This is a genomic window from Rhodococcus sp. MEB041 (assembly GCF_030208955.1).
Lineage (GTDB): Bacteria > Actinomycetota > Actinomycetes > Mycobacteriales > Mycobacteriaceae > Rhodococcoides.
The window spans coordinates 32,715-48,149 of the sequence record NZ_JARVSZ010000003.1 but is presented as its reverse complement, the minus strand read 5'-3'; the positions used below and the strand labels follow the sequence as shown (position 1 = coordinate 48,149).

Annotated in this window: 14 protein-coding genes; 6 read left to right on the top strand and 8 right to left on the bottom strand. The window is 68.9% G+C overall.

The annotated features are described in order from the left end of the window. Positions 1-14 precede the first annotated feature (14 nt). Together QRN16_RS10080 and lysX are read right to left on the bottom strand one after the other, a co-directional pair. Positions 15-899 carry an alpha/beta fold hydrolase gene (locus QRN16_RS10080; RefSeq protein WP_285186312.1) on the bottom strand — a complete coding sequence of 295 codons (885 nt, stop codon included), beginning with the start codon at positions 897-899 and terminating at the stop codon, positions 15-17. A gap of 9 nt (positions 900-908) precedes the next feature. Continuing rightward, positions 909-4,268, bottom strand: coding sequence for a bifunctional lysylphosphatidylglycerol synthetase/lysine--tRNA ligase LysX (gene lysX, locus QRN16_RS10075; RefSeq protein ID WP_285186310.1), 3,360 nt, complete (start codon positions 4,266-4,268; stop codon positions 909-911). A 224-nt stretch (positions 4,269-4,492) separates the two neighbouring features. On the opposite strand from lysX, the gene QRN16_RS10070 reads away from it, so the two are divergent. Next, a complete protein-coding gene (locus QRN16_RS10070; protein ID WP_027505908.1) occupies positions 4,493-5,068 on the top strand; it encodes a TerD family protein in 576 nt (191 codons plus the stop codon). Here QRN16_RS10070 and QRN16_RS10065 read toward each other — a convergent pair whose 3' ends face one another. Together QRN16_RS10065 and QRN16_RS10060 are read right to left on the bottom strand one after the other, a co-directional pair. Continuing rightward, entirely contained in the window at positions 5,069-5,356 is a 288-nt protein-coding gene (locus QRN16_RS10065) for a hypothetical protein (RefSeq protein WP_285186306.1), read from the bottom strand. Positions 5,357-5,396: 40 nt separating this feature from the next. Then, positions 5,397-6,623, bottom strand: a complete 1,227-nt coding sequence (locus QRN16_RS10060; protein ID WP_222647789.1) for a GGDEF domain-containing protein — start codon at positions 6,621-6,623, stop codon at positions 5,397-5,399. A 165-nt stretch (positions 6,624-6,788) separates the two neighbouring features. Here QRN16_RS10060 and QRN16_RS10055 point away from each other — a divergent pair, with 165 nt between their 5' ends. Further along, a complete protein-coding gene (locus tag QRN16_RS10055; protein ID WP_222647791.1) occupies positions 6,789-7,829 on the top strand; it encodes an NAD(P)H-dependent flavin oxidoreductase in 1,041 nt (346 codons plus the stop codon). Positions 7,830-7,833: 4 nt separating this feature from the next. Here QRN16_RS10055 and QRN16_RS10050 read toward each other — a convergent pair whose 3' ends face one another. Further along, positions 7,834-8,643: an alpha/beta fold hydrolase gene (locus QRN16_RS10050; RefSeq protein WP_027505905.1), complete on the bottom strand. Its 810-nt coding sequence runs from the start codon at positions 8,641-8,643 to the stop codon at positions 7,834-7,836. Between the two features lie 60 nt (positions 8,644-8,703). Then, positions 8,704-10,041 (bottom strand): L-lysine 6-transaminase, encoded by a 1,338-nt coding sequence (gene lat / locus QRN16_RS10045; protein ID WP_285186300.1) that lies wholly within the window; start codon positions 10,039-10,041, stop codon positions 8,704-8,706. An 85-nt stretch (positions 10,042-10,126) separates the two neighbouring features. Between lat and amaB the strand changes: the two genes are divergently transcribed. Together amaB and QRN16_RS10035 are read left to right on the top strand one after the other, a co-directional pair. Next, positions 10,127-11,638 (top strand): L-piperidine-6-carboxylate dehydrogenase, encoded by a 1,512-nt coding sequence (gene amaB / locus QRN16_RS10040; RefSeq protein ID WP_222632527.1) that lies wholly within the window; start codon positions 10,127-10,129, stop codon positions 11,636-11,638. Positions 11,639-11,751: 113 nt separating this feature from the next. Next, positions 11,752-11,949, top strand: coding sequence for an RNA-binding S4 domain-containing protein (locus QRN16_RS10035; RefSeq protein WP_027505902.1), 198 nt, complete (start codon positions 11,752-11,754; stop codon positions 11,947-11,949). 8 nt (positions 11,950-11,957) lie between these two features. On the opposite strand, the gene rraA is transcribed toward QRN16_RS10035, so the two are convergent. Beyond that, entirely contained in the window at positions 11,958-12,452 is a 495-nt protein-coding gene (rraA, locus tag QRN16_RS10030) for a ribonuclease E activity regulator RraA (protein WP_285186296.1), read from the bottom strand. 138 nt (positions 12,453-12,590) lie between these two features. Here rraA and QRN16_RS10025 point away from each other — a divergent pair, with 138 nt between their 5' ends. Further along, positions 12,591-12,890, top strand: coding sequence for a DUF6480 family protein (locus tag QRN16_RS10025; RefSeq protein WP_231476342.1), 300 nt, complete (start codon positions 12,591-12,593; stop codon positions 12,888-12,890). A 61-nt stretch (positions 12,891-12,951) separates the two neighbouring features. On the opposite strand, the gene QRN16_RS10020 is transcribed toward QRN16_RS10025, so the two are convergent. Next, on the bottom strand, positions 12,952-13,719 hold the full coding sequence (locus QRN16_RS10020; RefSeq protein WP_027505899.1) for a MerR family transcriptional regulator: 768 nt from the start codon (positions 13,717-13,719) through the stop codon (positions 12,952-12,954). 170 nt (positions 13,720-13,889) lie between these two features. Between QRN16_RS10020 and QRN16_RS10015 the strand changes: the two genes are divergently transcribed. Then, entirely contained in the window at positions 13,890-15,434 is a 1,545-nt protein-coding gene (locus tag QRN16_RS10015) for a succinic semialdehyde dehydrogenase (protein ID WP_056442105.1), read from the top strand. The last annotated feature ends 1 nt before the right edge of the window (position 15,435 follow it).

Sequence of the window (15,435 nt, the reverse complement as noted above, 5' to 3'; positions counted from 1 at the left end):
TGCTCGCGCGGCGTTCAGCCGGTGGAGACAGTTCTCACCAGCGCCGCGACTCGCCGGGGCTGATCGATCATGGCGTGGTGGTGCGACGGGGACACCACGGCGAAGCGGCCGCCGAGGTAGCGGGCCAGACGCTGCTGGCGCCGCAACCACTGCGCTCCCCACAGGGTCCGTCGTCCCGTGTGCGCGGCGGCCACGATGACGGGGACGGACGGAACGGGCGTCGCGCGGCGCAGGCGGTTCAACTCGAGGGCCATGTCGGCGTACACCGCGTACTCGATCGCGGCGGCCTCCAGATAGGAGGGATCGCGGTAGATGCGGCGGAGATCGTCGATTCGGTCGGGCGCGTACCCGTCCGGGGGAATGGCCTGCGTCAGGACGTGGCGCACCGGATCGGCGAGCAACCGTTGCAGACCGGCGGCCGAGACGATGCGGGCGATCACGCGAGTCACCGGAATGCGGATGCGCGGCGGCACCAGGGCCGACGGCGACTTCTCGACGCTCGAGTCGAGCAGCACGAGACCCGCCGTGCGCGCGGGGTACGACCGCGCGAAGCCCTCGACGTAGAAGCCGGCCATCGAGTGCCCCACCAGGACCACGGGGTCCGTCATCGCGAGGGCGTCCAGGACGGCGAGGATGCGATCGGCCTCCTCGTGCACCGTCGGCACCCGGTCCGGAGGCAGAGGTTCGCTGTCGCCGAAGCCTGGTCGATCGATGGCCACCGTCGTGTGGCCGGCCGCCACCAGCAGCGCGGACACGTCGATCCAGTCGTGCCACGTCGAGGCGAGCCCCCCGCACAGCACGACGACCGGGGCGGGCGCCGCCGCCGCGTCAGGACGGGAGACCACCACGTGCACGGCGGTCCCCAGTACGTCGACGACCACCTCGCCGTTCGGTTTCATGTGAAACATTCAGCTCCGCGGCTTGGCCAACGGGAACGCGAGGGTCTCGCGGATCGACCCGCCCGTGATGAGCATGACCACCCGGTCGACACCCATTCCGAGGCCACCGGTCGGCGGCATGCCGTGCTCGAGCGCCTGGAGGAAGTCCTCGTCCAGTTCCATCGCCTCGGGATCGCCGCCCGCGGCGAGCATCGACTGCGTGGTGAGACGAGCGCGTTGGTCGACGGGGTCGGTCAACTCGCTGTACGCGGTGCCCAACTCGACCCCCCACGCCACCAGATCCCACTTCTCGGCGACGCCTGCGATGCTGCGGTGGGGCCGAGTCAGCGGGGACATCGACGTGGGGAAGTTGGTGTAGAACGTCGGGAACTCGGTGAAGTCCTCGACGAGGTGCTCGTACATCTCCTGCGCCACGGCGCCCTCGTCCCAGGTCGACTGATACGGGACGTCGTGCAGATCGCACAGACGCTGCAGCTCCGCGAGCGGTGTGTCGGGCCGGACGTCGGCACCGATCTTCTCCGCGACGGCGCCGTGCATGGTCTTCACCGGCCACTCGCCGGAGATGTCGATCTCCGTCATGGTGCCGTCCTCGGCCGGCCGGTAGATCACCTCGCGGCCGTGCGCGGCCACGGCGGCGCGCTGGATCAGCTCCCGGCACAACACCATCGCGCGCTCGTAGTCGCTGTGCGCCTCGTAGGCCTCGAGGATCGTGAACTCCGGATTGTGCTTGAAGTCGGCGCCCTCGTTGCGGAACACGCGACCGATCTCGAAGACCCGCTCCATGCCGCCGACGCACAGCCGCTTGAGGTACAGCTCCGGCGCGATACGGAGGTAGAGATCGAGGTTGTAGGCATTGATGTGCGTGAGGAAGGGTGCCGCGTTCGCGCCGCCGTGAATCTGTTGCAGGATCGGCGTTTCCACCTCCATGTATCCGCGGTCGCCCAACGTGTCGCGCAGCGACTTCACCACCGCGCTGCGGGCACGCATGAGGGCGCGCGCCTGCGGATTGATCTCCATGTCGACGTAGCGCTGACGCACCCGCGCCTCGGGATCGGTGAGCCCGCGGAACTTGTCGGGCAGCGGGTGCAGCGATTTCGCGTTCATGCGCCAGTCGCTCACCAGCAGCGCGAGCGCTCCGGTGCGACTGCGACCGACCACTCCCGTGCAGGAGATCAGGTCGCCCAGGTCGAAATCGGACGTGAAGCGTCGCAACCGATCTCGATCGATGCGCTCGCTGTCGAGGAGGATCTGCAGGTCCCCGCTCCAGTCGCGCACGAGGCCGAAGACGACGCCGCCGTAGTCGCGGATGCGCAACAGGCGACCGGACACGCGCACGGTGGTGCGCTCCGGGGCGTTCGCCGCGGCGTCCACGGTGTGGGTGGGCGGATGCGCGACGGGGTAGGCGTCGACGCCGTCCGCGGAGAGCCTGTCCAGCTTGGACATCCGCACCCGGACCTGTTCCGGCCGTCGCCGGCCGGGCAGCGTGTCGACGGGTGTGTCGTCGGGCTCGCTCCCGTCGGCGTGCAGCGTGCCGTCGGCCAGCAGCGCGGCGGGAACAGCCTGTCGGGTGCCGGTGTGAGTGCGTGCACCGAGGCCCGGCAGCGTGAGGAAGCCCTCCGCGATGGCCGATGCGGTACCCACCTTCGGCAGATCGCGGTTGTCCTCGAAGCACAGGTACCGCGGTACCCACTCGGGCTGGTACTTGAGGTTCGATCGGTACAGCGCCTCGAGCTGCCACCATCGCGAGAAGAACACGAGCGTCGAACGCCACAGGCGCAGAACAGGTCCCGCACCGATGCGGCCGCCCTCCTCGAACACGGAGCGGAAGACGGCGAAGTTCAGGGACACCTTGGTGATGCCCACGGTGTCCGAGCGGGACGCGAGCTCGGAGACCATGAGCTCGACGGTGCCGTTGGGTGAGGCGGGATCACGGCGCATGAGGTCGAGCGATGCTCCGCTCGCGCCCCAGGGCACGAGGGAGAGGGTGCCGACGACGCGGTCGTCCGCATCGAGCACGGCCTCGACGAGCAGGCAGTCGCCGTCGAGAGGGTCGCCGAGGCGCCCGAGTGCCATGGAGAACCCGCGTTCGGTCTCGGTGTCACGCCAGCGGTCGGCACGCTCGACGATGCCCGGCCACTCGTCCTCGGGGATGTCGCGATGCCGTCGGATGCGCACCGTCACGCCCTTGCCGCGCGCCCGATTGACCGCCTGGCGCACCGGGCGCATGTCGGGTCCGTTCAGGCTGAACGAGCGGGTCTGCAGGATCGCCTCGTCGCCGAGTTCGAGCACGGCAAGTCCCGCCCGCCGGAACGCGGCGGCACCGGTCTCGCTCGCTCCCATCACCGCCGGGGCCCACCCGTACCGAGACGACATCTCGAGCCACGCCTCGATCGCGTGAGGCCAGGACTCCTCGAGGCCGATGGGATCGCCGCTGGCGAGGCACACTCCGACCTCGACGCGATAGGTGATGGCGGCCTTGCCGTTCGGTGCGAAGACCACCGCCTTGTCGCGGCGGGTGGCGAAGTAGGCCAACGAGTCGTCGTGGCCGGAGCGGGCGATGAGTCCGCGTAGCGCCGACTCGTCCGTGCCGGTGAGGGCGTTGCTCGCACGCTGCGAGCGGAACAGTGTCACCACCGCCGCGGCGAGGGCGACGAAGGCGAGCAGTCCCAGAAGAAAGTTGAGGAATCCGTGTGGTCGGCCGCTGAACTGCTCGTTGTCCACCAGTGCCAGGCCGGCCACTCGGTTGAGTGACCACAGGAAGGTCTCGTTCCGCGGCAGCGAACCCGGGAAGGCCTCGAGCAGCGCCCAGCCGGCGAGGATGCCGACGATCAGACCGGTGACGAGAACACCGAGTGCCTTCCATCCGGCGCCGCGTCGGACCTTGGTGTCGAACTCGGTGCGGGAGGCGAGCAGCAGTGCGAGCACCGCGACCTGCAGGACGAGTCCGATCCAGGACCCGATGCTGCCGGGATCGTCCACCAGGGTCGATACGTTCACCACCGCGGATCCGGCCGTGTAGAGAAGAGCGATCCACCACGCGACGCGTTTGCGCGTCGACAGCGCCGCGGCGACCAGCGCGACCACGAAGCCGTAGGACAGGCTCGTGTCGGGAGCGTCGATGACGTACGAGTCGAGCCACTCGCGGGGTACGTGGACGAGGGCTCGGAGCGCGGGTGACAGGCTCCACAGGAGGACCAGCGTCGCGTAGACACCGAGCACGAGGCCGACGTGGTGCGGCACCTGCCGCAGGCGGCCCTTGTGGCGCGACCGGCGATCGGCGCGGGCGACGCGGGACGCGTCGGACAGGCCCGACCGGGACGGTGATGCAGTGCCCGCGGCGGATGCCGCCGGCGTCGCCTGTGTGGCCATGATCGAGCGCCTCCTGCCGGGACCGTGGATGACGGGACGAGCCCGTGCTCCGCAGGACACAGGCTGTGACAGACAACTATGCAGCGTTCGATGCCGCCGCGCGCCCTGTGCTGCGCGGCGGGTCGTCACGAAGGGCCGGGAACCGGAACGACGTCGGGTTCGTTGGCCGGGCAGCACCGATCCGAATACGGATGAATCGGGCGAAACGAGAAGGGATCTCTCACATGGGCGTCAGCCTGACCAAGGGTGGCAACGTGTCTCTCACGAAGGCCGCACCGAATCTGACCGCGGTGTCCGTCGGACTCGGATGGGATCTGCGCACGACGACCGGAACGGATTTCGATCTCGACGCCAGCGCCATCGCGCTCGGCCCGGACAAGAAGGCGCCCGGCAACGAGTACTTCGTCTTCTTCAACAATCTGAAGACTCCGGACGGCTCGATCCAGCACACGGGTGACAACAAGACCGGTGAGGGCGACGGTGACGACGAGGTCATCGACGTCGATCTCGCAGCGGTCCCGTCCACCGTCGACATCGTCACGTTCCCCGTCTCGATCTACGAGGCCGACGCGCGCTCGCAGTCGTTCGGCCAGGTCCGCGGCGCCTACATCCGCGTGATCGACAAGTCGAACGGCACCGAGCTCGCCCGTTACGACCTCACCGAGGACGCCTCGACGGAGACCGCCATGGTCTTCGGCGAGCTGTACCGCAACGGTGCGGAGTGGAAGTTCCGCGCCGTCGGCCAGGGCTACGCCTCCGGACTCGCCGGCATCGCCCGCGACTTCGGCATCAGCGTCTGATCAGTCTCGACGCCTGATCTCGGGGCGGTCGGCTCGTCGCCTCGCGCGCACGACGCCGACCGCCCCGATGATCATGCCCACGATGGACAGCACGTCCGACTCGGTGAATCCGTGCTGGAGTGAGAACACCACCAGCACACGGCCCTCGAGCGGCGCGTTGAAGAGCAGCCAGCCGATCGACGCGAGCACCACCGCGGAGATCGACCAGGCGTTCGGCCGCGCCAGGCACCACGCCGACGCGGCGAACAGCGAGTTCATGACCACGAGTGCGTGGAAGATGTCGATCACGGGGTGGGTTTCCTCGTCTGGGTCCGGTGCAGGGCGGGTGTCACAGGAAGGTCGAGAGCAGCCGATGCCCGCCGGCGGCCTTGGCTCGGTACATCATCGAGTCCGCACCCCGCGTCGCGCGGTCGATCGCCCCGGGTCCGGAACTCCACAGCGACGAGTCGGGAGTCAACACGGCGACGCCGACGCTGGCGGTCACGGGAATGGTGTCCTGTCGATCGTGGACCGTCTCGGTGACACGGGCGACCACCGACTCGACGTCACCGTCCACATCGGTGAGGACCGCCACGAACTCCTCGCCGCCGGTTCGCGCGAGCACCCCGTGGCCGTCGAAGAGCTCGGCGAGCCGGGTCGCGACCAGGACGATCACGGTGTCGCCCTGATCGTGTCCGAAGCGGTCGTTGACGCTCTTGAAACGATCGATGTCGATCATCACGACCACCACGGGCGATGTGGTCGCGAGTGCCGTCTCCCACAGATCCTCGACCGAGTTCTGCAGACCGCGGCGGTTCCTGACGCCGGTCAGCGAATCGAGGTCCGAGGCTTTCGCGTCCGTCGAGACGAGTGACCACGCGATGGACGCGAAGACCGGCACCCCACTGCTCGCGCCGCTGGCCACCAGCACCGCGGCGATCGCGTCCCACGGCCCCCACAGGTTCTGGACGTACGCCAGGGTGCCGATGAGGACGATGACGGCATTGGTGAACGCGAGATGGGCGAGCAGCACTCGTGGGCTGAGGAAGAACGTGCAGAGAGCGCCGTTGATCGCGAACAGGAAGGTGCCGATCAGTGCCGACGTCGGGGTGTCCAGCAGGATCACGGACGTGATGCCGACGTCGCCGAAGATCAGGAACCCGAGGAACTGCGCCTTCGTGTCCGGCGTCGGTCCCGTGAGCACCCAGATCATCGCGGCGATCTGCAGTGCCAGCACGAGGAAGACGTAGACGATCGCCGGCGTGCCGGAGGGGCCGTTGGGCGAGGCGAGCATCAACATGGACACGGTCGCGTTGAGCAGCACCGCGCCGGCGAAGACCAGCCGGATGATGCCGTGGATGGACCGGGTGGAGTGATGGACGAAGATCCAGTCGAAATCGTGCGGCGTGGTCAGCCACCGACGCACGACGTCGAGTGCGTTGTCCCGAGGCCGGTGGGTGAGGGGTCTGCGTTGCGCGTTGCGGATGCGCCGGGATCCGCTGTGTCGACCCGGGCGAGCGCGATCGCGGGACGCGCGGACGCGCTGCGTGACCGGCGGACGGGTCGGGTGCGACATGCGTGGAGAATCCCTTCGAACTCGATGCGACCCCCGACGCGGCGTGTGTCCCTGCTGGTGACCAGTGAAGTGTACGTGTAGTCGGTTTGGTCGGCCCGAAACCGGTGAAACATCGGGTATTCGTGGTAGGTAGCCGAGATCATCCCTCGACGTACGATCGGCCGCATGACCGCTGTGTTCCCTGCCAGGCTTCCCGTCGTGTGCGCGCCGATGGCCGGAGGCCCGTCCACCCCCGCCCTGACCGCCGCCGTGAGCGATGCCGGTGGCCTGGGGTTCCTGGCCGGAGCGCTGCTGAGCCCGGAGGCGCTCGACGGCCGGCTCTCCGAGATCGAGTCCCTTACGTCGGCGCCGTACGGCGTCAATCTCTTCCTCCCGTCAGCGCACATCGCGGTCGCCGACGAGATGGAGTCGTACCGCGCCGCGCTGGCCCCGATCGCCGCCGAGTTCGGGGTCGAACCCGGCCCGGCGACACCCGGCCCCGACGACATCGACGCGGTGATCGACGTGGTGCTCGCCCACCGCCCGGCGGCCGTGTCGGTCACGTTCGGTCGACCCGGCGCCGAGCTCACCGCCCGCGTGCACGAGATCGGCGCCCTGATGATCGGGACGGTCACCTCCGTCGACGAGGCCCGCGAGGCCGTCGAGGACGGGGCCGACATGCTCGTCGTCCAGGGCAGCGAGGCCGGCGGACACCGGGGCGTCTTCACGGACGATGCGTCGTCTCCTCGAGGCGGTGACGCGATGTCGCTGCCGTCCCTGCTGCTCGCCGTCGGACTGTCGGTCGACGTGCCCTTGATCGCGGCCGGCGGGATCATGGACGGGTCCGGCGTGGTGGCCGCTCTCGGACTCGGCGCCGTCGCTGCGCAGATGGGCACCGCGTTCCTGTGCTCCGACGAGGCCGGTACATCGGCGGTGCACCGCGCCGCACTGCTGGACCGTCGCTACCGGCGCACCGTGGTGACGCGTGCGTTCTCGGGACGACCGGCTCGGGGACTCGAGAACGAGTTCGCGGCGCAGTTCACGGCCTCCGCACCGGCCGGCTATCCCGATGTCAACGCGATCACGGGCCCGATCCGCACCGCGGCGACGGCTGCCGGCCGAGCGGACGTGCCCAACCTGTGGGCCGGTACCGGGTGGCGTTCGGTGACCGCCGCGCCGGCCGCGGACATCGTCGCGCGGATCGTCGCCGAGATGGAGACCGCCTAGAACCTCAGGACGGGTCTGCGGTCGGGGACCGGTCCTGACTTCCCGCGAGGAGGATCGACGCGATCAGCTCGGGGTTGTCCGTCATCGGCACGTGGCCGACCCCGGGGACCGAGATGACGCGGGCGTGCGGGAAGCGGCGACGGACGCCCCGCACCTGGTAGTGCGGCAGGATCAGGTCTCGCGTGCCCCACGCCACCGTCACCGGCACCAGCGGTTCGGTGAGTGGCGGGAACTCGAACGGCGCGTCGATGCCCGCGTCGATCATCGCGTTGGTGGTGAGTGACGAGGCGTCGACGACGGCGGCCTCGTACGACACCCTGCTCGGATGCGCGAAGAACGGCAGCAGCGTGGGGTACCGCACCGCCCGCATCTTGAGCGCCGTCGGTGTGGCCTTGCCGAACGTGCGCGCGACGGTCCGCATCGCGCGGAACGTCACCATGGTTCGAGCCTGGTCGGTGTGGTTGAGAAAGAAGCCGGCGGGGGACAGCGCGGTGGCCGACGCCACCTCACCCTGCGCGGCGAGACACAGCGCGACGTAGCCGCCGAGCGAGTTGCCGGCGATGTGCACCTGGTGGTCCGGCTCCTCGATCTCGCGGACGAACTCGGTGACCTCGTTCTGGAGCGTGAGCAGCACGTTCTCACCGGACTCGTGCAGCGGCTCCGACTCCCCGTGCCCGGGCAGGTCCACGGTCACGACCCGCCGATAGGGCGTGAGCAGGTCCAGCACCGCGTCCCACGCCTGGCGGCGGTGAACGACTCCGTGCACCAGTACGAGGGTGGGACCGTGACCGTCGACGTCGTAGCGCAGTGTCATGGGCGGATGGTAGCGGAGCCCGGCGCAGTGCCTGTCACTCGGCGTACACAGACAATCCGGTCATGAGCTGAGAACCCGGTCGATCGCCGCGACGGCGTCGGCCAACGCCTCCTCCGTCACGGTCAGCGCGGGACGGAACCGGACGCTGCGCGAGCCGCACCCCAGCATGATCACCCGCTCGTCGACGAGGAGCCGCGTGATCAGTCGATCGCGAGTCGCGGTGTCCGGCAGTGAGAACGCCCGGAACAGGCCGCGTCCCCGCACGTCGGAGATCGACGGGTGACGCACCGCGAGTGCGTCGAGAGCGGCGCCGAGGATCGCGCCCCTCTCCGCGGCGCGGGCGATGAGGCCGTCGCGTTCGATCACCTCGAGGATCCGCCGTGCTCGCACCATGTCGGCGAGGCCGCCGCCCCACGTCGAGTTGATCCGGGATCCGACCTCGAAGACGTTGTCGCGCACCATGTCCAGGCGGCGGCCCGCCATGATGCCGCACACCTGGGTCTTCTTGCCGAAGGCGAGGACATCGGGTTCGACGCCCAGCTGCTGGTGCGCCCACGCGGTGCCGGTGATGCCCGCCCCGGACTGGACCTCGTCGACGACGAACAACGCGTCGAACTCGTGGCACAGAGCCTGCAGCCCGAGGAGGAACGACGGTCGGAAGTGATGGTCGCCGCCCTCGCCCTGGATCGGCTCGACGATGGCGGCGGCGATGTCGTCGGGGAACGACTCGAACGCGGCCCGCGCAGCGGCCAGTGAGCGCGCCTCGAGAGCGTCCATGTCCGCGCCCTCGCGCAGGTACGGCGACGGGATGCGGGGCCAGTCGAACTTCGGGAAACGCGCGACCTTGATCGGATCCGTGTTGGTGAGCGACATGGTGTAGCCCGACCGGCCGTGGAAGGCGTGCTCGAGGTGCAGGATCCGTCCGCCCAGTGCCGGGTCGAGACCGCGGGACTCGTTCAGCCGGCTCTTCCAGTCGAAGGCCACTTTGAGGGCGTTCTCGACGGCGAGCGCACCGCCCTCGACGAAGAAGAGGTGGGGTAGTTCGGGGATGCCGAGCACGCGCGCGAAGGTCGCGACGAAGCGGGCCATCGGCTCGGAGTAGAGGTCGGAGTTGCTCGGCTTGTGCAGCGCGGCCGTCAGCAGATCCGCCCGGAACTCGTCGTCGCGGGCGAGAGACGGATGGTTCATCCCGAGCGCGTTCGAGGCGAAGAACGTGAACATGTCGAGATAGGACGCACCGGTCCGCGCATCGACGAGTGTGGAGCCGTGCGACCGCTCGAGGTCGAGAACCATGTCGAAGCCGTCGGCCAGGATGTGGCGCGACAGCACGTCGTGGACCGACTCCGGCGCACCGGCGGGAACGGGGGTGGTGGGCCGCGATGGCAGTACCTGCGTCATGAAGGCGAAAGTACGCGATAAAATACTGTCAAACAACATCTGAGCCGGAATAAATCCTGTCACGACCATCGGAGACAATGAATCCATGACATCGACCGTCGACCTGTCCGCCCGTACGTCCGAGCTGCTCGCCGCAGTCGGGGCCGCGCCGCTCGACCACGACTCCGGCCTGGCCGCGACCAGCCCGATCACCGGTGCGGTGCTGGGCCACGTGCCGCTCACGAGCGACGTGGACGCGGTGATCGCCGCAGCCGCGGACGCCTACCGGTCGTGGTCTCTCGTTCCCGCGCCGGTACGCGGCGGTCTGGTGCGTGAGCTGGGTGAACTGCTCCGCGAACACAAGGACGCACTCGGTGAGCTGGTGTCCATCGAGGCCGGCAAGATCGTCAGCGAGGGCCTCGGCGAGGTCCAGGAGATGATCGACATCTGCGACTTCGGCGTCGGACTGTCCCGCCAGCTCTACGGCAACACCATCGCCACCGAGCGGCCCGGCCACCGGATGATGGAGCAGTGGCACCCACTCGGAGTCGTCGCCGTGATCACGGCCTTCAACTTCCCGGTCGCGGTGTGGTCGTGGAACACCGTGCTCGCCCTCGTCGCCGGCGACACGGTGGTGTGGAAGCCGTCGGAGAAGACGCCCGTCACCGCGGTGGCCGTGCAGGCGCTGTTCGAGGAAGCCGCACGCCGTGCCGGGGTGTCGCCGGCGGTGGCGCAACTCGTCGTCGGTGACCGTGCCGTCGGTGAGACCCTCGTCGACGATCCGCGCATCGCCCTGGTCTCCGCCACCGGATCGACCCGCATGGGCCGCGAGGTGGGCCCCCGCGTCGCGGCACGGTTCGGCCGCGTGCTCCTCGAACTCGGCGGCAACAACGCCGCGATCGTCTGTCCGAGCGCCGATCTCGACCTCACCGTCCGCGGCCTGGTGTTCTCCGCGGCCGGCACGGCCGGTCAACGGTGCACGTCCCTGCGCCGCGTCATCGTGCACGAGTCCGTCGCCGACACCCTCGTCGACCGACTGGGTACCGCGTACTCGTCGTTGCCCGTCGGGTCGCCGCTCGACTCGTCGACGCTGGTCGGACCGCTGATCGACGAGGCCGCGCACGACGGGTACGCCGACGCGTTGGAGCTCGCGCGGAAGGACGGCGGCACCGTCGTCGCGGGTGGTGAGCGGGTGCGAGTGGCGGGCGCCGAGGACGGTGTCTACGTCCAGCCGGCCATCGTGCGGATGCCCGCGCAGACCGACGTGGTGCGCCGTGAGACGTTCGCGCCCATTCTGTACGTCATGACCTACAGCGACCTGGACGAGGCCATCGCCCTCCACAACGACGTACCGCAGGGGCTGTCGTCGTCGATCTTCACGACCGACCTGCGCGAGGCGGAACGCTTCCTGTCGGCGGCAGGGTCGGACTGCGGCATCGCGAACGTGAACATCGGCCCGTCGGGCGCGGAGATCGGCGGCGCGTTCGGCGGCGAGAAGGAGACCGGTGGCGGGCGCGAATCGGGCAGTGACGCCTGGAAGTCCTACATGCGACGCACCACCAACACGGTCAACTACAGCTCGGAGCTGCCGCTCGCCCAGGGGGTGACGTTCCTGTGACTGCGGGAAGGCCGGAGGCCGGCCGGGATCATGCGGGAAGGCCGGAGGCCGGCCGGGATCATGCGGGAAGGCCGGAGGACGGCCGGGATCACAGCAGCGATCGAACGGTCGAGATCCGCGACGAGGTGATCAGGCTGGGGCAGTTCCTCAAGCTGGCCGACCTCATCGAGTCGGGGTCCGAGGCGAAGGCCGTCATCGCGGACGGTCTCGTCGAAGTCAACGGTGAGACCGAACTGCGCCGAGGACGTCAGCTCCGTGCGGGCGACACCGTCACCGTCGGTGGGGTGTCCGCCCGCGTCGCTCAGGCCTGAGCTGCCGGTCAGCCCTGAGGCGGGAGGGGTTGCGCCGCGACGACGACACCGTCGTCGTCGCTGTAGACGAACTCGCCGGGGATGAAGGCGACTCCGCCGAACTCGACTGTGACGTTCTTCTCACCCGACCCGGTCTGCGTGCTCTTGCGCGGGTTGGTTCCCAGCGCCTTCACCCCGATGGCGAGAGTCGTCAGGATCGCCGAGTCGCGCACGGCACCGTTGACGATGACGCCCGCCCACCCGTTGTCCACACCGCGCCCGGCGATGATGTCGCCGACGAGGGCGGTGTGGACACTCGCGTCGCCGTCCACCACCAGGACTCCGCCGTTGCCGGGCTCCGACAATGTCTGCTTGACCAGCAAGTTGTCCTGAAAGCAGCGAATGGTGGTGATGGGTCCGCAGAACTCCCGCACGGCCCCGAGCTGACGGAACTGCGTGTCGCAGCTCCGGATGTCCGGCCCGATGGTGTCGGCGAGATCGGCGGTCGCGATGAAGGTGCTCATGGCGTCACAGGCTAGCGGCAGTCCTGCGGCACGTCGGGTCACGCTGTCGGGGACACCCGCCGGGGCGGCGGTAGGTGCGTCGGCGGTTCGGTCCCTCGAGGTCGATTGGACGGTGCAGGTCGGGGGAACCCGCACGTCATGAGTACAAGTCACGACGGCAACGACGGTCACACCGGTGACGAGACTGCGCGCGACGCCACCCGAGAGGACCACCCCATGTCCGGCCAGAACCCCGATCCCGCAGAGACTGCAGGACTCGAACCCGGTGGCAGCATCGTGCCGGGTGACACGCCGCCGGACTCCACGTCGGCCGCGGGTCCCAATCATGAACCGCCCCAGCGCACTCGGACACCCGCGATCGTGTTCCTGGTCGCGGTCGGCGTCGTCGTGGTGCTGATCGTCCTCGGTGTCGTGGGCAGGATCGCGGGCCTCGTCTAGAGCCCCCGACAGAACTGACGACGGAGCACGTGGCCTCTCGGCCTCGTGCTCCGTCCGTGTGTCAGGCCCCGTTCTCGCGGGCGTTCGCTCCGACGACGGCGACGATCCACTCCGCCAGCCCGGCGGCCCGCCCGTCGTAGTGCGCGCGGAACCGCTCGTCGGCGGTGTACATCCCGGCCACGCAGACATGCATCGCGTGATCGCAGTCGTAGAAACGGTCGATCGACGCTCGGTGGCGTTCCGCGAGGACGTCGGCCTCGTCCGAACCGGGCTCCACGCCGCGGAGCATCGCTGCAGCGAGATCAGCCTCGAGTTGTTCGGTGTCGGCCTTGATCGCACGCCAGTCGTCGGCCGACATCGCGGCGGTGCGCTCCGTGCTCTGGGCCCACGCATCGGTGGTTCCCCAGCGCTCGCGGGCCTCGTCCTCGTACTTCTCGCCGGCCCAGTCGTCGCCCCAGATCTCACGCTGCTCGGCCGGGGTCAGGTTCGTACCCATCGTCTTCCTCTCGATCACGGTGTCCACGGCGTTCGCCATGGCTGTCAGGTGAGCGATGCGCCGGTCGAGCAGGGTGCGCTGCCGTCGGAGATGCTCGAGCGCGTCCGCGGCGGGATCGTCGAGTATCTCCTTGATCTCGGTCAGCGGGAACCCGAGTTCGCGATAGGTCAGCACGGAGTACAGGCGCTCCACGTCCTGCGAGGAGTAGGTGCGGTATCCCGCAGGAGACCTGCCGCCGGGCACCACCAGCCCCACCGCGTCGTAGTGGTGCAGGGTGCGCACGCTGACGTCTGCCAGCGCGGCGACCTGTCCCACGGTCAGTGCATCGTTCACACCGGTCACTGTCCTGCCTCCCGTTGCGTGAGGGTCAAGCACAATCTTGGCCCGATCCGCCGAGGCGTCCGGTCGGGGGCTGTGTCCGAACGCACTCCTGGCGTACCGTGTCGATACCGACGGTGTATCCGTCAACCGTCGTCACACTCATCCGCCACTGGGAGATACGCATGTCAGCGCCGACCGCAGACACGTTCACACGACTCGTCGCCCTCGCCTCGGTCGCACCGGGCCGGGAGACCAAGCCCGTCATCGAGGTGTTCACCGGCCGCGAGATGGCGACCATCCCCGTCGGCACCCGCGACGACGTGCTGGCGGCGAACGACAAGGTCCGCGCAGCCCAGAAGCGGTGGGCGACGACGTCCATCGCAGATCGAGCGAAGATCCTCCACAAGTATCGCGACCTCGTGTTGAAGCACCGGGCGTCGCTCATCGACCTGGCGCAGGCAGAGACCGGGAAGTCCCGGTCCGCCGCCCAGGAGGAGGTCCTCGACATCGCGATGACGGCGCGGCACTACGCGCGGGTCTCCGGCGAACTGCTGAAGAGCAAGCGCGTCAAGGGCATGCTTCCCGTGCTGACCAAGACGCAGGTCAACTACCAGCCCAAAGGCATCGTCGGCATCATCTCGCCGTGGAACTACCCGATGACCCTCGCGGTGTCCGATGCCATCCCGGCTCTGATGGCCGGCAACGGCATCGTGCTGAAGCCGGACAGCCAGACGCCGTACTGCGCGCTCGCATGTGTCGAACTGCTCTACCAGGCCGGTCTGCCCCGTGACCTCTTCGCCGTGGTTCCCGGCCCCGGATCGGTGGTGGGCACCGCCATCGTCGACACCTCCGACTACCTGATGTTCACGGGTTCCACCGCCACCGGCCAGCTTCTCGCCGAGCAGACCGGTCGGCGACTCATCGGGTTCTCCGCCGAGCTCGGCGGCAAGAACGCCATGATCGTCGCCGCCGGCGCCAAGATCCCCGAGGTGGTCGACGCGGCCGTCCGTGCCTGCTTCTCCAACTCCGGTCAGCTCTGCATCTCCATCGAGCGCATCTACGTCGAGAAGTCGATCGCCGACAAGTTCACCGCCGCGTTCGGTGAGCGGGTGCGCCGCATGACGCTGGCCGCCACGTACGAGTTCGGGGTCGAGATGGGCAGCCTCATCTCGGAGGACCAGGTCAAGGCCATCTCGAACCACGTGGACGATGCGAGGGTGAAGGGTGCGACCGTGGTCGCCGGCGGCAAGGCACGCCCCGACATCGGCCCGCTGTTCTACGAGCCCACCGTGCTCACCGGCGTGACCGACGACATGGAGTGCTGGGGAGCCGAGACGTTCGGTCCCCTCGTCTCCATCTACCCCGTCGCCAGTGTCGACGAGGCTGTCGAGCGGGCCAACGCCACCGAGTACGGACTGAACGCCAGCGTGTGGGCGAAGACGAAGGCGCAGGGTGAGGCCATCGCCGCGCGACTGCACGCCGGCACCGTGAACGTGGACGAGGGGTACGCGCCGACCTGGGGAAGCACCGGTGCGCCGATGGGCGGCATGGGTGTCTCGGGCGTCGGTCGTCGACACGGACCGGACGGCGTCCTGAAGTACACCGAGTCGCAGACCGTCTCCACGACGCGCCTGATCAACCTCGGCGGACGACGGCTGCCTCCGAAGCTCTGGGCGAAGACGTTGCCGATCTTCATCCGGGCGCTGAAGTACGTGCCGGGACGGTAGC